Genomic DNA, 20401 nt, shown 5'->3' on the forward strand with positions numbered 1-20401 from the left:
AGAATTGCGCCTTGCTTAGGAGTTCATTATGGCCGTCCAACAGAATAAAAAATCCCCTTCGAAACGTGGCATGCATCGTGCGCACGACTTTTTGACTGCACCAGCGATTGCAGTAGAGTCCACTACTGGTGAGGCCCATTTGCGCCACCACGTATCCCCTAATGGCTACTACCGCGGTCGTAAAGTCGTTAAAACGAAGAACGACTAATTCCTCATTGTTTGATCGAAGCGGCTCAGGCCGCTTTTTTCATAAACACAATCGACGTTTTATACACATCCAATGAGTATCACTCTGGCAGTTGATGCTATGGGCGGGGATTTTGGGGTGGAAGTGACCATCCCAGCCTGTTGCGATTTTCTGCAAGATCATCCTGACGCTAAGATTGTTGCAACTGGCGACGCCAAAGCGATTGAGCAGTCGGTTCGCAAATGTAATCCAAACTCACTGGCCTGCTTTCAAATTGTTGGCGCCTCCGAAATCGTATTAATGGACGACCCCATTGAAGTTGCTTTGCGTCGCAAGAAAGACTCATCCATGCGCGTCGCTATTGAGCAGGTGCGTGATGGCAAGGCAGACGCTGTCATTTCTGCTGGTAATACGGGCGCGTTGATGGCAATCTCCCGCTATATCTTAAAAACCTTGGATGGGATTGATCGACCTGCAATTGCAACTGCGATACCGAATGAGTTGGGAAAGGGCACTACTGTTCTTGATCTGGGTGCAAATGCCGATTGTGAGCCAATCCACCTTTTACAATTTGCGCAAATGGCTGATGTGATGTTGCGGGTGGTGAATGGAAACCCCCGGCCTTCTGTTGGCTTACTGAACATTGGCGAAGAGGTCATTAAGGGTAATGAGGTGGTCAAACAAACTGCGGAACTATTGCGTCAAAGCCAATTGCATTTTTATGGCAACGTCGAAGGTAACGATATCTTCAGGGGAACCACGGATATTGTGGTTTGCGACGGCTTCGTTGGCAATGTTGTTTTGAAAGCTAGCGAAGGCTTAGCAAAAATGATGAGTGGCATGATCCGCGAAGAATTTAATCGATCCTTACTAACCAAATTAATGGGCCTAGCTGCTCTATTGCCGTTGAAAAGAGTGCGCCAACGGGTAGATCATCGGCGCTACAACGGTGCAGTTCTCTTAGGTCTTAAGGGTTGTGTGATTAAGAGTCATGGTTCTGCCGATCGTTTTGCCTTTAAGGTATCGCTTGAACGTGCATACGATGCCGCCAAGAATCGCATGGTTGAGAAAATTGCTGAGTCATTTACATTGAGGTCCTCATGAGTATGGGTCGATTTGCTCGAATTGCTGGCACCGGTAGTTACTTGCCCGCATTGAGGCTGAGTAACCAAGATTTGGTGGACCGTTTGGCCAAAGAGGGTATTGAGACCAGTGATGATTGGATTAAAACCCGCAGTGGTATTTCAGCTAGGCATTTTGCTGCCCCCGATGAGTTAACAAGCGATTTGGCGGTCAAGGCAGCGCAGCGCGCGATTATGGAAGCGCAATGGAATGCTGATGACATTGAGTTAATCATCTTGGCGACCTCAACCCCCGATCACCTAGGCGGTTTTCCAAGCACCGCATGCGTGATTCAAGATAAATTAGGCCTAACGAATGGTTGTGCTGCATTTGATGTGCAGGCGGTATGCGCTGGATTCTCATATGCCCTGAGCACGGCGGATGCGTTTATTCGTGCTGGTATGTATCAAAAGATTTTGGTCATTGGGGCTGAAGTGTTCTCTCGAATCTTGGACTTCAAGGATCGCGGTACATGTGTACTTTTTGGCGATGGAGCGGGTGCTGTTGCGCTCGAAGCCTCTGATCAGGCTGGGATCTTAGCGAGTGCCTTGCATGCAGATGGCAGTCAACGTGACATTTTGTGCGTCCCTGGACGAGCAAGCTGCGGCGGGATTGAAGGAGTTCCCTTTTTACGTATGGATGGTCAATCTGTCTTTAAATTAGCTGTGAAGGTGTTAGAGCAGGTTGCCCATGAAGTTTTGCAAAAAGCCAATATGCAGCCTGAGCAAATTGACTGGCTCGTCCCTCACCAAGCTAATATTCGCATTATGGAAGGAACAGCACGCAAAATGGGAATGTCCATGGATCGAGTGATTGTCACGGTGCATGAACATGGCAATACTTCAGCAGCATCGATTCCCTTGGCGCTCGATCATGGCATTCGATCGGGTCAAATCAAGCGTGGTCAGCATATTCTGCTGGAGGGGGTCGGTGGTGGTTTTGCTTGGGGCGCAGTTGTATTGCGCTATTAATGAGAAAAAATTGATATGACATTTGCATTTGTATTTCCAGGTCAAGGCTCGCAATCGGTAGGGATGCTTAATTCCCTAGCTTCGCGAACAGAAGTGCATGCCACGCTGCAAGAGGCATCTGATGCGCTGGGTGAAAACATTGGTAAGTTAATTGCAGAAGGGCCTGCTGAGGCATTAGCCTTAACTACAAACACTCAACCTGTCATGTTAACCGCTGGCGTTGCTTGCTATCGAGCTTGGTTGGCTTCTGGTGGACCCAAGCCCAGCGTAGTTGCCGGTCACAGCTTGGGAGAGTACTCAGCTTTAGTTGCTGCCGGAGTGATTCGTTTTAAAGATGCCTTACCTTTGGTGCGATTTCGTGCAGAGGCCATGCAATCTGCGGTGCCCGTTGGCACGGGGGGTATGGCTGCAATATTAGGACTTGATGATCAGCAAGTGATCGAGGTGTGTGCGCTTGCAAGTCGTGAGTGCGGTATGGTTGTTGAGGCCGTTAATTTCAATGCCCCTGGCCAGATTGTGATTGCCGGTGCGACAGAGGCGGTTACTAAGGCATGTGAGCTACTTAAAGCAGCTGGTGCCAAGCGTGCTCTACCCCTCCCAGTCTCCGCTCCGTTCCATTCCTCGCTTTTGCAACCTGCGTCTGAAAAGCTGAAGTCTTATTTGGAGAACATTGAATTTCATGTGCCTTGTATGCCGGTGATTAATAATGTGGACGTATCTATTCTCCAGACCCCAGAACAAATCAAAGATGCCTTAGTTCGTCAAGCGGCAAAGCCGGTGCGCTGGCAAGAAACTATTCGTGCCATGGCTGATCGTGGAGTTACTCAGGTTGTCGAGTGCGGTCCCGGTAAAGTGCTAGCCGGATTAACGAAACGAATTGATGATCGACTTCAAGGCATGGCAATTACCGACGAATCAAGCTTGATGGATGCATTGCAACAGTTAAAAACCTAATTTGAGCCCGAAATCTATATGAATCTCGATTTAACAAATCAAGTAGCACTAGTAACCGGCGCATCACGCGGTATCGGACAAGCAATCGCCACTGAATTGGCTTCTTGTGGGGCAATCGTGATCGGTACCGCAACTTCAGAGTCGGGTGCGAATGCAATCTCCGAGCGATTGGGCGCCTCTAAAGGTATTGGCAAAGTCTTGAATGTCACGGAAGGGGCCGCCTGTGATGCAATGATTGAGGAGATCGTCAAACAATTTGGGCGCATTGATATTTTGGTCAATAACGCAGGCATTACTAAGGATCAATTAGCGATGCGCATGAAGGAAGATGAGTGGTCCGATGTGATTGCTACCAATTTGAGTTCGGTATTTAAGTTATCACAGGCTGTTTTACGACCCATGATGAAGGCTCGATCTGGTCGGATTATTAATATCACCTCAATTGTTGGGCATATGGGTAACGCTGGTCAGGCAAACTATGCAGCTGCTAAAGCTGGGGTCGCTGGCATGACCAGGGCTTTGGCACGCGAGATTGGCAGCCGCAATATCACTGTTAACTGCGTAGCCCCCGGGTTTATTGATACCGATATGACCCGTGCTTTAAGCGAGGATCAGCAAAATAGCCTGAAGGCCAATATTCCTCTGGCACGCTTAGGTAGCCCTGAGGATGTTGCCCAAGCAGTTGCTTTCTTGGCCTCACCCGCGGCCGCCTATATCACCGGAAATACCCTCCATGTCAATGGTGGCCTATATCTGGCTTGAGTCTCCCGTCAAATGATCGGTGTCACAAACAAACTGATAAAATCCTGTAATTCGTTTTAACAAGTCCCGGAGGGAATGAATGGACAACATTGAACAACGCGTTAAGAAAATTGTGGCTGAGCAGTTAGGCGTGCCGGAAGCAGACATCAAAAATGAGTCTTCTTTTGTGAACGATCTTGGCGCAGACTCTCTTGACACAGTTGAATTGGTAATGGCTTTAGAAGATGAGTTCGGTATTGAGATACCAGACGAAGAGGCCGAAAAAATTACCACTGTACAGCTTGCGATTGATTTCGCAAAAACGAAAGCTGGACAGGCTTAATTCGTATCTAGGCTAAGCCGTGCCCGTATCAAATCAACCACGACGCGTGGTGGTCACTGGCTTAGGTCTGATCTCACCAGTTGGTAATTCAGTTGCAACCGCATGGGACAACCTGATTGCGGGTAAGACTGGTATTGCCACGGTCACTAAGTTTGACCACTCAGCCCTTAGTGTGCATTTTGCTGGTGAAGTTAAGGATTTCAATGTCGAGGAGTATATTTCTGCCAAAGAGGCTCGGCATATGGATACCTTTATTCATTATGGAATCGCAGCCGGCACTCAAGCCATTAAAGATAGTGGCCTAGAGGTAACTGATCAAAATTCTGAACGAATTGGTGTGTTGGTTGGGTCAGGAATTGGTGGTTTGCCGATGATTGAGGATACCAATGCTGAGTTACTGTCTCGTGGTCCGCGCCGTATCTCACCATTTTTTGTGCCAGGCTCGATCATTAATATGATTTCTGGGCATTTGAGTATCCTCTTCAATCTGAAGGGCCCCAATGTTGCTGCCGTGACCGCATGCACGACTGGTTTGCATAGTATTGGTTTGGCTGCTCGCTTGATTCAGTATGGCGACGCAGATGTCATGATCGCCGGCGGTGCTGAATCGACTATTTCTGCTCTGGGTATCGGTGGTTTTGCAGCTGCCAGGGCATTGTCAACCCGCAATGACGACCCTGCAACTGCTTCGCGCCCCTGGGATAAAGATCGCGATGGATTTGTTTTGGGCGAGGGTGCTGGTGTAATGGTTCTCGAAGAGTACGAACATGCGAAAGCGCGTGGTGCCAAAATTTATGCGGAGTTATGTGGATTTGGAATGAGCGGTGATGCTTACCACATGACCGCTCCCAATATGGATGGGCCGCGTCGTTGCATGGTAAATGCAATGCGTGATGCGGGGATTACAGCAGATCAGATTCAGTATGTAAACGCACATGGCACATCAACACCTTTGGGTGATAAGAATGAGACAGATGCCATCAAGGCGGCTTTGGGCGATCATGCCAAAAAAGTGGTGGTGAACTCTACGAAATCGATGACGGGTCATTTATTGGGTGGCGCTGGGGGCCTTGAATCGGTCTTTACAGTTCTTGCATTGCACCATCAAAAATCACCACCGACTATTAATATTTTTAATCAAGACCCCGAATGCGACCTTGATTACTGTGCCAATACCGCTAGGGATCTCAAAATTGATTACGCTGTTAAAAACAATTTTGGATTTGGGGGTACCAACGGCACCTTGATATTTGGGAAAAAGCCCTAATATCTAAGGTATTGCAACTAATGGGTTGAGCAAAGCTCAATTTCGTATGAAAAAAATTCTATTGGTCGTTTTCTCAGTATTTAGCTGGGGAATTCTGTCGTTTTCACCGACGGTTTCCTCTCAAACAAATACCCAGCCACCTCGGGTCGCAATCCCAGATTTTGTGGAATTGGTTGAAAAGGCTAGTCCTGCGGTCGTTAATATTCGCACCACTGAGAGGTTATCCAATCAACAGGCTCAAGGTTCTGTCCCAGGCATACCCGATGAGCAAGCGGAATTCTTTCGTCGCTTTTTTGGGGTACCGCTTCCAGGGGCGCCCAATACCCCACGCGGTCAGGGTAATCGACGTGGTCAACCAGAAGAAATTGAACGCGGCGTTGGTTCGGGATTCATTATTGATTCCAACGGAATTGTGATGACCAATGCGCACGTAGTTGAGGGCGCAACAACGATTTATGTCACTCTAACGGATAAGCGTGAGTTCAAGGCAAAACTACTTGGCGCAGATAAGCGTACCGATCTTGCGGTCCTAAAAATTGATGCTACTGGCTTACCAAGGTTGCCTTTAGGCGACTCCTCTAAGGTAAAAGTAGGCGAGTGGGTTGTAGCGATTGGCTCCCCCTTTGGTTTGGAGAATACGGTAACTGCCGGAATTGTATCGGCCAAAAGCCGTGATACTGGGGACTACTTGCCATTCATTCAAACCGATGTCGCAGTCAATCCCGGCAACTCTGGTGGACCATTGCTCAATACTGCCGGCCAAGTGATTGGTATTAATTCTCAAATCTTTAGTCGCTCAGGTGGCTATATGGGAATTTCATTTGCAATTCCAATTGATGAGGCCATTCGGGTCGCGGATCAATTAAGAACTACTGGTCGTTTAGTACGCGGACGAATTGGCGTGGCGATTGGTGAGATCAATAAAGAGGTGGCTGAAAGCCTTGGTCTTGGCAAGCCACGTGGCGCTTTTGTCCGTAATGTGGAACCTAGTGCTCCTGCAGCTAAGGGCGGCATTGAAGCTGGCGATGTGATCTTGAGCTTTAACGGGCGCGATATCAATAAGTCTACCGACCTACCTCGTATTGTGGGCGAGACAAAACCTGGCACCTCTGCAACGGTTAAAGTTTGGCGCAAAGGAGTAACGCGTGACTTAACGGTTGTGGTTGCGGACGCTGAGCCTGATAAAGCGGTTGCACGCAAGTCAGAGGCACCAGCCCCACAGGCCGGTACGGCGAACAAATCCTTAGGTATCAGTGTTATCGAATTGACTGAGGCCAAAAATAAGGAATTGGGCGGCAAAGGTGGAGTTGAAATTACCAATGTGGGTGATGGTGCCGCTGCTAGAGCAGGTTTACGGGCTGGAGACGTAATTGTTCGTATTGGGGATGCTGACATCACTGGGATTAAGCAATTTGAGTCTGTGACTAAAACCCTCGACCCCAGTAAGGCAGTACCTATTTTTGTGCGTCGCGGCGATGCCACCATCGTGGTGCCTATTCGACCCGCTCAGAAATAAATCCGGACAGAGGATCAAAACCATCAAGGGGTGACGAAAAGTCACCTCTTTTTGCTTGGGTTATTTCCCCCGGGGGTGGGGAAAAGTGCTGATTTTTCTGCTCCCAGTACAATAAGAAAAAGACATCTTATTGCAGCGCATCATTGTGTTGCGTTGCGACAAGGCGTTTTATCAAGACCCCTATCGAACAGCGCCAATGGATCACATCCGTAATTTCTCCATCATTGCCCATATTGATCATGGTAAATCGACTCTAGCAGATCGCATTATTCAGCTATGCGGCGGCCTCTCCGACCGTGAAATGGAGGAGCAGGTTCTCGACTCCATGGATATTGAGCGCGAGCGGGGCATTACCATTAAAGCCCAAACTGCTGCCCTTACGTACAAGGCAAAAGATGGGAAGACCTACAACCTAAATTTGATTGATACTCCAGGGCATGTCGACTTCTCTTATGAGGTCAGCCGCTCTCTTTCTGCGTGTGAGGGGGCATTGTTGGTTGTCGATGCTAGCCAAGGGGTTGAAGCGCAAACGGTGGCTAACTGCTACACCGCGACAGAACTTGGCGTAGAAGTCATTCCAATCCTCAATAAGATCGATTTGCCATCCGCGGATCCTGAATCAGCCAAGAAAGAGATTGAGGATGTGATCGGTATTGATGCAACCGATGCCATTACCTGCTCGGCCAAAACAGGACTGGGTGTTGCTGACGTTTTAGAAGAAATGATTCGGCGCGTTCCGCCACCAAAGGGTGATGCCACACTACCTCTGCAAGCCTTAATTATTGATTCATGGTTTGATAACTATGTGGGCGTAGTGATGTTGGTCCGAGTGGTGAACGGCACCCTAAAACCAAAAGACAAAATTACCTTGATGGCTACGGGATCCACTCATCTGGTCGAACAGCTTGGTGTTTTTACTCCGAAGTCAGTGACTCGCTCTCAACTCAGTGCTGGCGAGGTCGGATTCATTATTGCCGGCATTAAAGAGCTGAAGGCTGCCAAAGTGGGCGATACCGTGACCCATGCATCCGGCCAACAGGGTCGAACCCCCGCGCCACAGCCACTGCCAGGGTTTAAAGAGGTTAAGCCGCAGGTATTTGCAGGTTTATATCCAGTAGAGGCCAATCAATACGATGCTTTACGCGAGTCTCTTGAAAAGCTCAAATTAAACGATGCATCCCTGCAGTTTGATCCGGAGGTCTCTCAAGCCTTAGGGTTTGGATTTCGGTGCGGCTTCTTAGGTTTATTGCATATGGAAATTGTGCAAGAACGTTTAGAGCGACAGTTTGATATGAGTTTGATTACAACCGCGCCAACGGTTGTTTATGAGGTTGAGCAACGTGATGGCACGAAGGTTGTGGTGGATAACCCTTCCAAAATGCCAGACCCCAGCAAGATCGAGACAATCTTGGAGCCGATTGTGACTGTCAATTTGTATATGCCCCAAGAATATGTTGGCTCGGTCATTACTTTGTGCACTGGTAAGCGTGGAATTCAAACCAATATGACCTATTTAGGGCGTCAAGTGCAGCTCACCTATGAATTACCGATGGCTGAAATCGTATTGGATTTCTTTGATCGCTTGAAATCAGTCTCGCGGGGTTATGCCTCGATGGATTACGAGTTCAAAGAGTATCGGCCAGCCGATGTGGTAAAGGTCGATATCCTCATTAACGGGGATCGGGTTGATGCCCTATCCATCATTGTGCATCGAAGTAATAGTCAATCGCGCGGTCGCGAGGTGGTTGCTAAGATGCGCGGCATTATTCCTAGACAAATGTTTGATGTAGCAATTCAAGCGGCAATTGGTAGCAATATTATTGCCAGAGAAAACGTCAAGGCTTTACGTAAGAATGTATTGGCGAAGTGCTATGGTGGTGATATTACCCGCAAGCGCAAGTTACTCGAGAAGCAAAAAGAGGGCAAGAAGCGTATGAAACAAGTGGGTAATGTTGAAATTCCGCAAGAAGCATTTTTGGCCATCCTGCAGGTGGAAGAAAAATGAACTTTGCCCTCATCTTATTTATCTTGGCCATCATCACGGGCATCGCATGGGTTGCCGATAAACTCTACTTTGCCCCACAACGCAAAGCTGCCGGAATTGAGCGGATGCCACTTTGGTTGGAGTATTCGGCAAGTTTCTTCCCGGTTATTTTGGCGGTATTCATACTGCGCTCATTTTTGATTGAGCCATTTAAGATTCCATCCGGATCGATGATTCCAACCCTGCAGATTGGAGATTTCATTGTTGTCAATAAATATACCTACGGCATTCGGTTGCCAGTAATCAATCAGAAAATTATTGAGATTGGCACCCCAAAACGGGGGGATGTGGTTGTCTTTCGTTATCCCAAAGATCAGTCGGTTGATTACATCAAACGCGTGATTGCGATTCCGGGCGATGACATCCTCTATGAGGATAAAAAAGTCACTATTAACGGTAAGCCACTTCAATATACAGGTGGAGCCCCTTACCTTGATCCTGAAAGCATGCGGTATGCCAAGCTCTATCAAGAGAGCTTTCCAGCCGATCTTGGGGGTAATGCCCATGAGATTTTGAATGATCCCGATCGCAGCACGATCTATCAAGGCGATAACTTCCCTGGATCGGAGAACTGCCAATACCAAGGAACTTCACTGCGCTGTAAGGTGCCAGCAGGTCATTATTTTGTGATGGGTGATAACCGCGATAATAGTTTGGATTCGCGGTTCTGGGGATTCGTGCCCGATCAAAACTTAGTTGGTCGCGCCTTCTTCATTTGGCTGAACATGGGCTCACTAGGCCGGATTGGAAGCTTTCAGTAATGAACGCCCGGGCAACACTCGATCTTGGCCCCCTGCAGGATCGCTTGGCCTATCAATTTAAAAAGCCTGAATTATTAAATCAGGCCTTAACCCATCGCAGCCATAGTAAAAAGAATAACGAGCGCCTCGAGTTTCTGGGAGACTCTGTATTGAACTGTGTGGTTGCCGAGATTTTGTATGAGCGTTATGCGGATCTTGATGAGGGCGACCTATCACGAGTGCGAGCAAACTTGGTAAAGCAACAGGCACTGTATGAAATTGCTCAAGCTTTGATGCTATCGGACTATCTCAAGCTTGGTGAAGGGGAGTTAAAAAGCGGTGGATTTCGTAGACCTTCTATCCTAGCCGATACACTCGAAGCAATTGCGGGAGCAATTTTTATTGATGGAGGATTCGAGGCAGCAAAGGCAAGTCTGCGTAAACTGTACTCCACCATCTTGCAAAACGTAGATCCGAAAACTTTAGGCAAGGATGATAAAACTTTATTGCAAGAGTATTTACAGGGCTTTCAGTTGCCTCTACCCACATATAATGTGGTGGCCACGACTGGCGCCGCTCACAATCAGCAGTTTGAAGTCGAATGCATTGTTCCAAATCTTAAAGTGAGCGTAAAAGGGGAAGGGGCATCGCGGCGCGCTGCAGAACAGGGTGCTGCAAAAATTGCTCTGGTTGCTGTACAAAAAGCTTTGCCACAGGAGTCGCGTAAGCCCAAGAAGACCCGTGCTGCAAAAAAGAAAGCCGCCAAAGCTGATTCGGCAAAAGGGCAGTTACCTCTTAAGTTAAAGGATTGATGTGTTTAGGTGCGGCACGATCGCATTAGTGGGTAGACCCAATATGGGTAAATCCACTCTATTAAATGCACTCGTAGGTCAAAAAATTAGTATCACATCGCGCAAAGCGCAAACGACCCGCTACCGAATTGCGGGGGTGCAAACGCGTGAGCAAGCGCAGTTTATCTTTATTGACACCCCGGGTTTTCAGACGCGCGTCATGAATACCCTTAATCAGACCCTCAATCGAACGGTGACTAGTACCTTGCATGATGTTGATGTCATTTGTTTCATTGTAGAGGCAGGTTACTGGGGCGCCGATGATGTCAAAGTTTTGCGATTATTACCAAATGACAAACCGGTACTATTAGTTGCAAATAAGCTGGATTTATTTGCTTCGCGATTTGATAATTCTGACGCTCGCGATCTGGAACTTTTTGAGTTCATGAAAAAAATGGCACAGCCATGGGGAGCAATTGCCGAGCAGACCAAGGGTTGCGAAGCAGAAACAATTGCAAGTCCTGAACAAACCTTTGCTGAAGTGATTCCAATGAGTGGTAAGAACAAGGATGATATTGAACGCTTATTGGATGTGATCGCAGAGTATTTGCCGGAGGGTGAGGCACGATACGAGCCAGACACGCTGACGGATCGAAGTGAACGCTTTATGGCCGCCGAGATCTTGCGCGAGAAGGTGTTTCGTTATACCGGTGATGAGTTGCCGTACTCTAGTTCTGTGGTGATTGATCAATTCAAGCTGGATGGCAAAATGCGACGTATTGCTGCAACCATTCTGGTGGATCGTGACAGCCATAAGGCAATGATCATAGGCCAGAAAGGTGAGCGGCTAAAGAAGATCTCGACCGAAGCCCGCTTAGATATGGAAGCATTGTTTGATAGCAAAGTTTTCTTAGAAACCTGGGTTAAGGTCAAACGAGGATGGGCAGATGACCTTGCTGAACTACGTGCTCAAGGTTTGGAATAAATGGCGGGAACTCGTGTTCTGGATGAGCCGGGATTTGTATTACACAGTATCCCTTATAAAGAAACAAGCTTAATTCTGGATGTGTTTACCCGTTCGCATGGACGACTGGCATTAATCGCTAAAGGTGCGAAGCGCCCTCATTCGAGCTTACGACCAGTTCTGCAGCGCTTTCAGCCACTGCTCATCTCGTGGAGCGGTAAATCTGAACTGAGAACTCTCACTAAATCAGAATGGGTCGGAGGTTCTCCAGCTCTGGTTGGAGATGCACTTTTGTGCGGTTTCTATCTTAATGAGCTGCTGGTGAAGTTTTTGGCTAGAGAAGATGCCTACGAGTCGCTCTATGATCATTACGCCGATACAGTTTATGCGCTCTCCCAAATCGAGTCCTCCGGAACATCGATCGAGCAAACTTTAAGACCATTTGAGCTGGCTCTTTTGCGAGAGACTGGATATGCTGCAGCTCTTGATCATTGTGTGGAGACCCGCTCGCAACCAGTCGATGGCGAACGATATGTCTATCAGCCCGAGAAGGGGATTCGACCATGGCAACCCGATGACCCCAGTCATTGGCCCGTACTTGAGGGGTCGGTATTACGAGCGATGGCGCAGGGTGACTTTTCGGGATCAGAGACCCTTAGCCAGAGCAAACAATTAATGCGTTTCCTCTTGGGCATTCACTTACAAGATCAAACCTTGACCACCCGTCAAATCTTGATTGATCTAAAAAAGATCTAAGCGGGACTATGGCTTTAATATTAGGTATGGCCCCACTTGAGCTTGGTATTAATATTGATCACGTTGCAACCCTGCGTAATGCGCGGGGGACGCCTTATCCCGATCCAATCACGGCAGCAAAAATTGCCGAAGAGGCAGGTGCTGATTTGATCACCTTGCATTTACGTGAGGATCGACGTCATATCAAAGATGCCGATTTATTTGCGCTTAGACCCTTGATTCGTACCCGCATGAACTTGGAATGTGCAATTACCCCGGAGATGCTGAATATTGCCCTTCAGGTTAAACCGCAGGATGTGTGCTTGGTACCCGAGAAGCGGACCGAAATTACTACCGAAGGCGGACTCGATGTGATCACTCATCGGGATCAAGTGCATTCTGCTACCAAACAACTGCAGGCCGCTGGTATTCGGGTCTCACTCTTTATTGATCCAGACCATCGCCAGATTGACGTCGCTAAGGAGCTTGGGGCATGCGTAATTGAGTTACATACTGGAGCCTATGCAGATGCTCAAATAGAGCATCAATCATTCGAGCTGCAGCGAATTACAGAGGCTGCGCGCTATGCAAAGAATTTAGGTTTTCGAGTCAATGCCGGGCACGGTTTAAATGAGCAAAATGTTCAGCCCATCGCCAAAATCCCTGAAATCAGTGAACTGAACATTGGGCACGCGATCATTGCGGAGGCTATTTTTAAGGGTCTACCCAATGCGATTCGGGATATGCGCAGACTTATGAATGAGGCGCGTTCGCAATGATTGTTGGTATTGGTATCGATCTCCTGCAAATGGGTCGCTTACAGGCTGCCTATGAACGCACCCAAGGACGCTTAGCCAAGAGAGTTTTGGGGGATGAGGAGTATCAGGTGTTTCAACAGCGACTTAGTCGTAATCACAAGCGGGGCATGGCCTACTTAGCCACCCGTTTTGCAGCTAAGGAGGCATTTTCAAAAGCGATTGGCTTGGGTATGCACATGCCAATGAGTTGGCGATCTTTGCAAACACTCAATGAGCCCAGTGGTAAGCCTTATACAAAATATTCAGGGGCTCTGTTGCAGTTTATGGAAGATAAACAATGGCATGCGCATGTGACAGTGACTGACGAGCAAGAAATGGTGATGGCGTTTGTGGTTGTGAGTTATGGCGCCCCTATTGTCACCACCTTTGATCCACAAAACTATCTTGGATGAGACCGTGGCAACCCAAAAAAAATCGACTTATAACCCAGGCCCCATTATTCTGGATATTGAGGGGATTACCTTAAACCAACACGATATCCGACGCATAAAAAATCCCTTGACGGGAGGCGTAATTTTATTTGGGCGTAACTTCCAATCTCGTAAACAATTAACTGCACTCACTAAATCAATCAAGCAAGTCCGCTCTGACATTCTGATATGCATTGATCATGAGGGAGGTCGAGTGCAACGTTGTAAAACGGATGGGTTTACGCATCTTCCTGCTATGCGCCGCCTGGGTGATCTATGGATGCGCAATGGAGTTGGGGCAAGCTCTGCAATTTCCGCGATGAAGGCAGTAACCGCATGCGGCTACGTACTTGCAACCGAGCTAAGAGCGTGTGGAGTTGACTTTAGTTTCACGCCCGTTTTGGATTTGGATTATGCCCGCAGTGGTGTGATTGGCGATCGCTCATTTCATCGCAACCCAGAAATTGTGTATGTTCTAGCAAAAGGCTTGAATGAGGGACTCCGCTTAGGTGATATGGCTAATTGCGGTAAGCACTTCCCGGGACATGGATGGGCTGAGGCAGACTCTCATATTGCTATTCCCCAAGACGAACGCTCACTAAAATCAATTGAGAGTGATGATATGAAGCCTTACGAGTGGCTTGATATCAGTCTTGCCTCAGTGATGCCTGCTCATGTCATTTATTCCAAGATTGATGCATTACCGGCAGGCTTTTCTAGCATTTGGTTGCAAACCATCTTGCGTAAAAAGCTAAAGTTTGGTGGTGTAATTTTTAGTGACGACCTCTCGATGGAGGGGGCGAGTGTTGCTGGTGATGTGGTTCAGGGTGCGCAATTAGCCCTCAAAGCAGGATGTGATGCAGTGCTGATTTGTAATCGCCCCGATCTTGCTGATCGCTTACTCAAGGAGCTAAGCGTTTCTCAAACGAAATTCAAAGAGTCTGTAACGCGACTCAAGAAATTATTTCCGAAGGGTGAATCCCAGTCCTGGGATGAATTGCAGAAAGACACTGAGTATCTGCATGCCAAGGATTTATTAAAAACCCTTGGACTTATTCATTAATTTGCGCGACTACGATATTCGCCGGTGCGGGTATCGATTTCAATTTTGTCCCCAGTGGTGCAGAACAAGGGTACTTGAATCTCAAAGCCGGTTGCAATTTTGGCGCTTTTAAGTACCTTACCAGAACTGGTATCACCTTTTACAGCTGGCTCAGTGTAGGTAATCTCACGCACAACCGAGGTAGGTAATTCAACAGAAATGGCGCGGCCGTCGTAGAACACAACCTCAACCGCCATACCTTCCTCGAGGTAATTGAGCGAATCACCCATATTGTCTTTCTCGACCTCATATTGGTTATAGTCACTGTCCATAAAGGTGTACATTGGGTCTGCAAAATAGGAGTAGGTGCATTCTTTCTTTTCAAGGATCACAACATCAAATTTATCATCCGCTTTATAAACACCCTCATTCGGAGCCGCTGTTAATAGGTTCTTGTACTTCATTTTGACTACGGCTGAGTTGCGGCCTGAGCGGCTATATTCGTGTTTTTGGACCACCATAGGGTCACCATTAATCATGACAACATTACCCACGCGGAGTTCTTGAGCGATTTTCATAATAATTCCTGATGTTTACGGATATTGGGCCCTAATGAGACCAATTGATTCAAACCCATTATTTTAACTGGTTAATGATTTAACTGACAAACTGAACTAATCTGCCTGCTAAGCCGCCATCGGATTGTTCATGGATTAGGACTCTTTGCCAGTGTTTAGCATGCTCTAACCACGTCGGTAGTTGGTCCCACCAGTCTTGAGCCTTCCGCCAATTCATTGCATCTGTAATGAGGTTTTGCAGGCGTGGATCGACGCCCTTAAGGTAGAGATCTAAAAATGCTTTGAGCTTGGTGTGATGCGCACCGTCGTCTTGGGGATAGATATTCCAAATAAAGGGTTTTCCTGCTAACTGCGCCCGAATAAACGAATCCTCCCCGCGCACAATGTTGAAATCACAGTGCGCTAAGAGCCAGTCGTAATCATCTTGCGGAATAAATGGCATCGAGATCAGATTTAAATTTGGCCAGTGGTGCTGTTGTAGATTGAGTAATTGCGCATTACCAAATGCTAAAAAAATATCAAATGGCTCTCCCAGTTGATTAAGGTTTGCGAGCCATTCTTTAATTGGCGCCCCGGGATAGGAAAAAATACTCATTTTTTTTGAATGGGGCCGAGACTTTTGCCAGGTTAGCTTTAGGCTTTTGGGGCAGTCTTCTTGATCAATTTTTGGAATGGGATCAAGTAATAAGCCTCCGGTATTGGTTTGAAATCCCGGAAAGAAGAAATACTTTTGTAAACCATGCGTATTGGGGGATGGTTTGCCATGAAAGTCCGCAACCCATGGCTCTGCACTTAAATATTCAAGATTGATCAGAATCGGCTTTTGAGGTGCGATCAAAATACTATTGAGATAGCGGGCGGGTAGCTCACATGAAAACGCTTGGATCACAATATCGGGTAGCTCTGGCGGATGCCGGGCATTTTGATAACTGGTTTCCCAGGGAAGAACCTCAATACCCTTAAGATGGGATTGCTCCATCATGATGAGTTGCAGAGTATGTAAATCATCGCAAAATAGGCGTATATTTTGATCGTATTGAGTTGCCAGTGATCGCGCTAGACGCCAGCAAATACCCGCATCGCCATAGTTATCGATAATTTGGCAGAAAATATCCCAACGCATGACTAATTTACTTCCTGAATCCTTACGAATTGATTTAAAGGGGCTTCCTGGGCTACCAGGCGTCTATCGCTTTTTTGATGAGTCAGGCCATATCTTATATGTTGGCAAAGCCAAGGATCTTAAACGGCGGGTCTCGAGTTATTTTCAGAAGAAAAACCATTCCCCTCGAATTGAGCGAATGGTCAAGCGCATTATCCGTTTCGAAATTACGATTACTCGCACCGAAACTGAGGCCTTGATTCTTGAAAATAATCTGATTAAAGAATATGGCCCACCATTCAATATTCTTTTTAGAGATGACAAATCCTATCCTTATCTGATGCTCACAGGGCACGATTACCCTCGTTTAGCCTCATATCGCGGCAAGATTGATCGACGCAATCGTTACTTTGGACCCTTCCCGAACTCCTGGGCGGTTCGTAATAGCGTGCAAATTTTGCAAAAAGTATTTCGCTTGCGAACCTGTGAGGATACGATTTTTCGTAATCGAAGTCGCCCCTGTCTATTGCATCAAATTCATCGCTGTAGTGCGCCGTGCGTGGGTAAGTTGACCAAGGATCAATATTCCCAAGATGTTAATCAAGCCCTGCGATTCTTAGAGGGTAACCATCAAGTTGTTCTGGCTGAACTGGAGCGTGAGATGGAAAACTACAGTGCTGCTATGGAGTTCGAGATGGCAGCTGTAATTCGTGATCGTATTGCTGACTTATCCAATGTTCTTCAGCAGCAGTCTATGGATGTAGTGGCCGAAGGGGAGGGCGATGTTGATATTTTGGCAGCCGCCGAAATCGATGGCCAAATCTGTGTCAATTTAGCGATGGTTCGTGGCGGCCGTCACTTGGGGGATCGTGCCTATTTTTCCAAGGGTATAAAGTCATCCGAAGATGAGCCAATTGACCTGCAAATCATTCTTGAAACTTTTATTCAACAACACTATTTATCGACCGACTCATCTTCTGAGCTGGCAGTGATTACGCCCTCCGTCATGATTACGAACGTACCATTAAAGGGCGAACGCGCTGAAGCGATCTGTCAAGCGCTGATGGAACGCTCCACACGAACTATTTCGTTTTTATATCAACCACAGGGTCAGCGCAAGCATTGGTTAGCGATGGCCGAGGGGAATGCCAAGATTGCCTTGCTGCGTCGCATCGCAGAAGCGGGTGGGCAGCTTGCTCGGGTTCGAGCACTCACAGATGCCCTTGGTATTGATTTGGAGCAACTTGATCAATTACGTATCGAGTGCTTCGATATTAGCCACACATCCGGTGAAGCCACTCAAGCATCCTGCGTAGTCTTTGCTAAAAATGAACTCCAACCCAGTGAGTATCGACGCTTTAACATTACCGGCATTACAGCCGGAGATGATTACGCAGCGATGCAGCAAGTATTGCAACGCCGCTATGCAAATTTTCAGGAAATCCCGGCCGATAAAGTACCGCAGCTTGTTTTCATTGATGGTGGTAAGGGCCAAGTAGAAGTAGCGAGGAAGGTCTTTAGTGAGCTCGGCATTGATATTGGGCTCATTGTTGGTATTGCTAAAGGTGAGGATCGTAAGGTTGGTTTAGAAACTCTGATCTTTGCTGATGAGCGGGAGCCCATCCGATTAGGTTCGGATAGCCAGGCGCTCATGTTGATTGCACAGATTCGGGATGAGGCGCATCGTTTTGCAATTACCGGGATGCGCGCCAAGCGTGCTAAGTCACGGACTGTTTCTAGACTTGAGGAAATGGAGGGCATCGGGGCCAAGCGCCGTCAAAAATTATTGGCACGCTTTGGTGGGCTGCGGGGAGTTACAAATGCAACGGTTGAGGAGTTAGCAAGCGTGGATGGAATTTCTCAAACTCTGGCGGAGCAGATATACCGTCAGCTTCATTAATCGATCAATTAAATCGTTTATTCTCCAAAAATGCCATTTAATTTACCCATCGCTTTGACCTGGCTGCGTGTAGCGGCCATTCCATTATTGGTGGGGATTTTCTATTTACCAAATGATTGGTTATCACCGCCCGAGAAAAATATCTTTTCAACAGGCATTTTTGTATTTGCCGCCATTACGGATTGGTTAGATGGATTCTTGGCAAGACGGATGAACCAAGAGTCGGCCTTTGGACAATTTTTAGATCCTGTAGCGGATAAATTAATTGTGGCTGCTGCTTTGCTGGTATTACTCAATTTGGATCGGGTTCAGACCTGGGTCGCATTGGTCATTATTGGGCGTGAGATCACCATTTCTGCTCTGCGTGAGTGGATGGCGCAAGTTGGTGCCTCACGAAGCGTTGCTGTTCATATGGTCGGTAAATTAAAAACAACTGCCCAGTTAATTGCGATCCCCTTTTTGCTATTCAATGGGCAAATCTTGGGTATCCATAGCTCTCTTTTGGGGACTTGGCTGATTTGGATTGCTGCTTTTCTGACGCTTTGGTCCATGTTTTACTATCTACAAAAGGCGTTACCGCAATTAACCAATAAGCCGTAAAACCAGGAAATTTTGCTAATTAGGACCTCATCCTCGAATCTTTGCTAAACTGTCGATCCTGTAATGCGGGAATAGCTCAGTTGGTAGAGCGCAACCTTGCCAAGGTTGAGGTCGCGAGTTCGAGCCTCGTTTCCCGCTCCATTCATTGATGGGAAGCCCCAAAAGCTTCCCATTTTGTTTGAGTTGATGTTTGGTGCATTCCAAACCAATTAGGGCGCGTTGGCCGAGTGGTTAGGCAGGAGCCTGCAAAGCTTCGTACGGGGGTTCGATTCCCTCACGCGCCTCCACCCATAATCATTGACGAATTAACCCTCTGCCCTAAAATAGCAAAAACTGGTATTTTTTATCCATTAGCCTTGGAACAAATCATGAATCGATTGATCTCGAAAACACATTTTGTTGCTCTTACTGCAGCTGCGCTGTTGGGGGCCTGTGCTACTGGTGATAGTCCCACGGGAACCCAGGAGGAAATCAATCAAATTCAGTCGCAGTTGCTTGGCGACATGCCTTTACCAACTGGGGCCAAAATTATTGGGTCTGATTCATTGATTATTGGTCGTGGCGATGGCTGGGTAGGCCGAGTCAATATCAGCGCCTTACAAGGTGCAACCGATGTGTACGCGTTTTTTCAATCCGAGTATCCCAAAGCAGGGTGGACCACGGTTACCGCCACGAAATCAAAAACCAGTTTCTTGGTCTTTACCAAAGGCGAACGCACTTGCACGGTTGAGATTAATGAGGGATCTCTGACGGGCCCTAAATCCATCATAACAATCACTTCTTCGCCTAAAAATGCGAATGTGATTGCGCCAACCCGTAAACCTTAAATACCGTTTGCTCGGATTAGCCCAACCGCTTGCCCCTCAAGGGCAAAGCTAGAATCTGCGCGCACGATGATGTTCTCAAAATCAGGATTTTCAGCTTGGAGCTCGAGGTAGGGGCCATTTACCCCCTTCTTTTGTTGAAAGCGCTTCACGGTGACCTCATCATCAATGCGGGCAACCACGATGTCGCCATTACGCGCTTGGGTGGTCTTTTTAACGGCTAAATAGTCACCATCGAGAATACCTGCATCCCGCATGCTCATCCCTTTGACGCGCAGCAGGTAGTCTGCGCCCTTACTAAATAAGCTAGGGTCAACTGGAATATGTTTCTCAATATGTTCAATCGCAGTAATGGGTGAGCCTGCGGCAACCCGACCAATTAAGGGAAGGGTGAGTTGTTGCAAACTGCCCGATGGCAAGTTCAATTGACGAAAATTTTTATCCTGAGTTACAGGCTGCGAGTTGGTTACTCGAATGCCTCTCGATGTTCCTGGGCTTAATTCGATATAGCCCTTTTTGGCCAATGCTCGCAAATGTTCCTCGGCAGCATTGGCAGATGCAAAACCAAGTCGATTCGCTATTTCAGCGCGGGTGGGAGGAAGCCCGCTTTCCTCAATGGCCAAGGTAATAAGCCCCAAAATCTCTTCTTGCCGAGCAGTCAGTTTTGGTAGAGATGGGCTGTCAATTACTGTATTTATATTCATACTGGGATTGTATACAGTAAAAAATGGCATTTCAAGAACTTTTGCTTG

22 protein-coding genes and 2 tRNA genes are annotated in these 20401 nt (G+C 47.4%); 21 read left to right on the forward strand and 3 right to left on the reverse strand.

Features of this window, described 5'->3' with window-relative positions; all coding sequences use genetic code 11:
* Nucleotides 1–28: 28 nt before the first annotated feature.
* From rpmF to nagZ, 16 genes are all read left to right on the forward strand, one after another.
* The gene (gene rpmF, locus QUE60_RS02310) at nt 29–208 is read left to right on the forward strand and encodes a 50S ribosomal protein L32 (RefSeq protein WP_108507995.1); all 180 of its coding nucleotides are present in this window, start codon (nt 29–31) and stop codon (nt 206–208) included.
* Between the two features lie 72 nt (nt 209–280).
* Nucleotides 281–1291, forward strand: coding sequence for a phosphate acyltransferase PlsX (gene plsX / locus QUE60_RS02315; RefSeq protein WP_286227094.1), 1011 nt, complete (start codon nt 281–283; stop codon nt 1289–1291).
* A gap of 2 nt (nt 1292–1293) precedes the next feature.
* On the forward strand, nt 1294–2280 hold the full coding sequence (locus QUE60_RS02320) for a beta-ketoacyl-ACP synthase III (RefSeq protein ID WP_286227469.1): 987 nt from the start codon (nt 1294–1296) through the stop codon (nt 2278–2280).
* A gap of 15 nt (nt 2281–2295) precedes the next feature.
* Nucleotides 2296–3234: an ACP S-malonyltransferase gene (fabD, locus tag QUE60_RS02325; protein ID WP_286227095.1), complete on the forward strand. Its 939-nt coding sequence runs from the start codon at nt 2296–2298 to the stop codon at nt 3232–3234.
* An 18-nt stretch (nt 3235–3252) separates the two neighbouring features.
* Nucleotides 3253–3996 carry a 3-oxoacyl-ACP reductase FabG gene (fabG, locus tag QUE60_RS02330; protein WP_286227096.1) on the forward strand — a complete coding sequence of 248 codons (744 nt, stop codon included), beginning with the start codon at nt 3253–3255 and terminating at the stop codon, nt 3994–3996.
* A 79-nt stretch (nt 3997–4075) separates the two neighbouring features.
* On the forward strand, nt 4076–4318 hold the full coding sequence (acpP, locus tag QUE60_RS02335) for an acyl carrier protein (protein ID WP_108508000.1): 243 nt from the start codon (nt 4076–4078) through the stop codon (nt 4316–4318).
* Between the two features lie 19 nt (nt 4319–4337).
* The gene (gene fabF / locus QUE60_RS02340) at nt 4338–5585 is read left to right on the forward strand and encodes a beta-ketoacyl-ACP synthase II (protein WP_286227097.1); all 1248 of its coding nucleotides are present in this window, start codon (nt 4338–4340) and stop codon (nt 5583–5585) included.
* Nucleotides 5586–5631: 46 nt separating this feature from the next.
* A complete protein-coding gene (locus QUE60_RS02345; protein WP_286227098.1) occupies nt 5632–7101 on the forward strand; it encodes a DegQ family serine endoprotease in 1470 nt (489 codons plus the stop codon).
* 196 nt (nt 7102–7297) lie between these two features.
* Nucleotides 7298–9106: a translation elongation factor 4 gene (lepA, locus tag QUE60_RS02350; protein WP_286227470.1), complete on the forward strand. Its 1809-nt coding sequence runs from the start codon at nt 7298–7300 to the stop codon at nt 9104–9106.
* Entirely contained in the window at nt 9103–9906 is an 804-nt protein-coding gene (gene lepB, locus QUE60_RS02355; protein WP_286227099.1) for a signal peptidase I, read from the forward strand. The genes lepA and lepB overlap by 4 nt, the downstream gene beginning before the upstream one ends.
* Entirely contained in the window at nt 9906–10697 is a 792-nt protein-coding gene (gene rnc, locus QUE60_RS02360) for a ribonuclease III (protein ID WP_286227100.1), read from the forward strand. The genes lepB and rnc overlap by 1 nt, the downstream gene beginning before the upstream one ends.
* A gap of 43 nt (nt 10698–10740) precedes the next feature.
* A complete protein-coding gene (era, locus tag QUE60_RS02365) occupies nt 10741–11661 on the forward strand; it encodes a GTPase Era (protein ID WP_458574794.1) in 921 nt (306 codons plus the stop codon).
* Entirely contained in the window at nt 11662–12396 is a 735-nt protein-coding gene (recO, locus tag QUE60_RS02370) for a DNA repair protein RecO (protein WP_286227102.1), read from the forward strand.
* Between the two features lie 8 nt (nt 12397–12404).
* A complete protein-coding gene (pdxJ, locus tag QUE60_RS02375; RefSeq protein WP_286227103.1) occupies nt 12405–13154 on the forward strand; it encodes a pyridoxine 5'-phosphate synthase in 750 nt (249 codons plus the stop codon).
* Nucleotides 13151–13585, forward strand: coding sequence for a holo-ACP synthase (acpS, locus tag QUE60_RS02380; protein WP_286227104.1), 435 nt, complete (start codon nt 13151–13153; stop codon nt 13583–13585). The genes pdxJ and acpS overlap by 4 nt, the downstream gene beginning before the upstream one ends.
* A 4-nt stretch (nt 13586–13589) precedes the next feature.
* Nucleotides 13590–14666 (forward strand): beta-N-acetylhexosaminidase, encoded by a 1077-nt coding sequence (nagZ, locus tag QUE60_RS02385; protein WP_286227105.1) that lies wholly within the window; start codon nt 13590–13592, stop codon nt 14664–14666.
* Here nagZ and efp read toward each other — a convergent pair.
* Together efp and earP are read right to left on the reverse strand one after the other, a co-directional pair.
* Nucleotides 14663–15223 carry an elongation factor P gene (gene efp, locus QUE60_RS02390; RefSeq protein WP_286227106.1) on the reverse strand — a complete coding sequence of 187 codons (561 nt, stop codon included), beginning with the start codon at nt 15221–15223 and terminating at the stop codon, nt 14663–14665. The genes nagZ and efp overlap by 4 nt on opposite strands.
* 79 nt (nt 15224–15302) lie before the next feature.
* A complete protein-coding gene (gene earP, locus QUE60_RS02395; RefSeq protein WP_286227107.1) occupies nt 15303–16346 on the reverse strand; it encodes an elongation factor P maturation arginine rhamnosyltransferase EarP in 1044 nt (347 codons plus the stop codon).
* Between earP and uvrC the strand changes: the two genes are divergently transcribed.
* The 5 genes from uvrC to QUE60_RS02420 all read left to right on the forward strand — a co-directional run bounded on the left by uvrC (nt 16345) and on the right by QUE60_RS02420 (nt 19652).
* Nucleotides 16345–18225, forward strand: coding sequence for an excinuclease ABC subunit UvrC (gene uvrC / locus QUE60_RS02400; RefSeq protein ID WP_286227108.1), 1881 nt, complete (start codon nt 16345–16347; stop codon nt 18223–18225). The genes earP and uvrC overlap by 2 nt on opposite strands.
* A gap of 30 nt (nt 18226–18255) precedes the next feature.
* A complete protein-coding gene (gene pgsA / locus QUE60_RS02405; protein WP_286227109.1) occupies nt 18256–18825 on the forward strand; it encodes a CDP-diacylglycerol--glycerol-3-phosphate 3-phosphatidyltransferase in 570 nt (189 codons plus the stop codon).
* Nucleotides 18826–18890: 65 nt separating this feature from the next.
* Nucleotides 18891–18966, forward strand: a tRNA-Gly gene (locus tag QUE60_RS02410).
* A 72-nt stretch (nt 18967–19038) separates the two neighbouring features.
* A tRNA-Cys gene (locus QUE60_RS02415) sits at nt 19039–19112 on the forward strand.
* 81 nt (nt 19113–19193) lie between these two features.
* A complete protein-coding gene (locus QUE60_RS02420; RefSeq protein WP_286227110.1) occupies nt 19194–19652 on the forward strand; it encodes a hypothetical protein in 459 nt (152 codons plus the stop codon).
* Here the strand turns inward: QUE60_RS02420 and lexA are convergent.
* Nucleotides 19649–20353, reverse strand: a complete 705-nt coding sequence (gene lexA / locus QUE60_RS02425) for a transcriptional repressor LexA (RefSeq protein ID WP_286227111.1) — start codon at nt 20351–20353, stop codon at nt 19649–19651. The two genes, QUE60_RS02420 and lexA, sit on opposite strands and share 4 nt — an antisense overlap.
* Between the last annotated feature and the right edge of the window lie 48 nt (nt 20354–20401).

It is taken from the genome of Polynucleobacter sp. HIN11 (assembly GCF_030297675.1).
GTDB lineage: Bacteria > Pseudomonadota > Gammaproteobacteria > Burkholderiales > Burkholderiaceae > Polynucleobacter.

What these genes read in the sequence shown, in the direction of transcription:
- uvrC (WP_286227108.1), top strand. Translation starts at nt 16,345, where the DNA reads ATGACTAATTTACTTCCTGAATCCTTACGAATTGATTTAAAGGGGCTT.
- fabD (WP_286227095.1), top strand. Translation starts at nt 2,296, where the DNA reads ATGACATTTGCATTTGTATTTCCAGGTCAAGGCTCGCAATCGGTAGGG.
- plsX (WP_286227094.1), top strand. Translation starts at nt 281, where the DNA reads ATGAGTATCACTCTGGCAGTTGATGCTATGGGCGGGGATTTTGGGGTG.
- pdxJ (WP_286227103.1), top strand. Translation starts at nt 12,405, where the DNA reads ATGGCTTTAATATTAGGTATGGCCCCACTTGAGCTTGGTATTAATATT.
- fabG (WP_286227096.1), top strand. Translation starts at nt 3,253, where the DNA reads ATGAATCTCGATTTAACAAATCAAGTAGCACTAGTAACCGGCGCATCA.
- QUE60_RS02320 (WP_286227469.1), top strand. Translation starts at nt 1,294, where the DNA reads ATGGGTCGATTTGCTCGAATTGCTGGCACCGGTAGTTACTTGCCCGCA.
- rpmF (WP_108507995.1), top strand. Translation starts at nt 29, where the DNA reads ATGGCCGTCCAACAGAATAAAAAATCCCCTTCGAAACGTGGCATGCAT.
- recO (WP_286227102.1), top strand. Translation starts at nt 11,662, where the DNA reads ATGGCGGGAACTCGTGTTCTGGATGAGCCGGGATTTGTATTACACAGT.
- lexA (WP_286227111.1), bottom strand. Translation starts at nt 20,353, where the DNA reads ATGAATATAAATACAGTAATTGACAGCCCATCTCTACCAAAACTGACT.
- QUE60_RS02420 (WP_286227110.1), top strand. Translation starts at nt 19,194, where the DNA reads ATGAATCGATTGATCTCGAAAACACATTTTGTTGCTCTTACTGCAGCT.
- lepB (WP_286227099.1), top strand. Translation starts at nt 9,103, where the DNA reads ATGAACTTTGCCCTCATCTTATTTATCTTGGCCATCATCACGGGCATC.
- QUE60_RS02345 (WP_286227098.1), top strand. Translation starts at nt 5,632, where the DNA reads ATGAAAAAAATTCTATTGGTCGTTTTCTCAGTATTTAGCTGGGGAATT.
- rnc (WP_286227100.1), top strand. Translation starts at nt 9,906, where the DNA reads ATGAACGCCCGGGCAACACTCGATCTTGGCCCCCTGCAGGATCGCTTG.
- era (WP_458574794.1), top strand. Translation starts at nt 10,741, where the DNA reads ATGGGTAAATCCACTCTATTAAATGCACTCGTAGGTCAAAAAATTAGT.
- acpS (WP_286227104.1), top strand. Translation starts at nt 13,151, where the DNA reads ATGATTGTTGGTATTGGTATCGATCTCCTGCAAATGGGTCGCTTACAG.
- pgsA (WP_286227109.1), top strand. Translation starts at nt 18,256, where the DNA reads ATGCCATTTAATTTACCCATCGCTTTGACCTGGCTGCGTGTAGCGGCC.
- efp (WP_286227106.1), bottom strand. Translation starts at nt 15,223, where the DNA reads ATGAAAATCGCTCAAGAACTCCGCGTGGGTAATGTTGTCATGATTAAT.
- acpP (WP_108508000.1), top strand. Translation starts at nt 4,076, where the DNA reads ATGGACAACATTGAACAACGCGTTAAGAAAATTGTGGCTGAGCAGTTA.
- lepA (WP_286227470.1), top strand. Translation starts at nt 7,298, where the DNA reads ATGGATCACATCCGTAATTTCTCCATCATTGCCCATATTGATCATGGT.
- earP (WP_286227107.1), bottom strand. Translation starts at nt 16,346, where the DNA reads ATGCGTTGGGATATTTTCTGCCAAATTATCGATAACTATGGCGATGCG.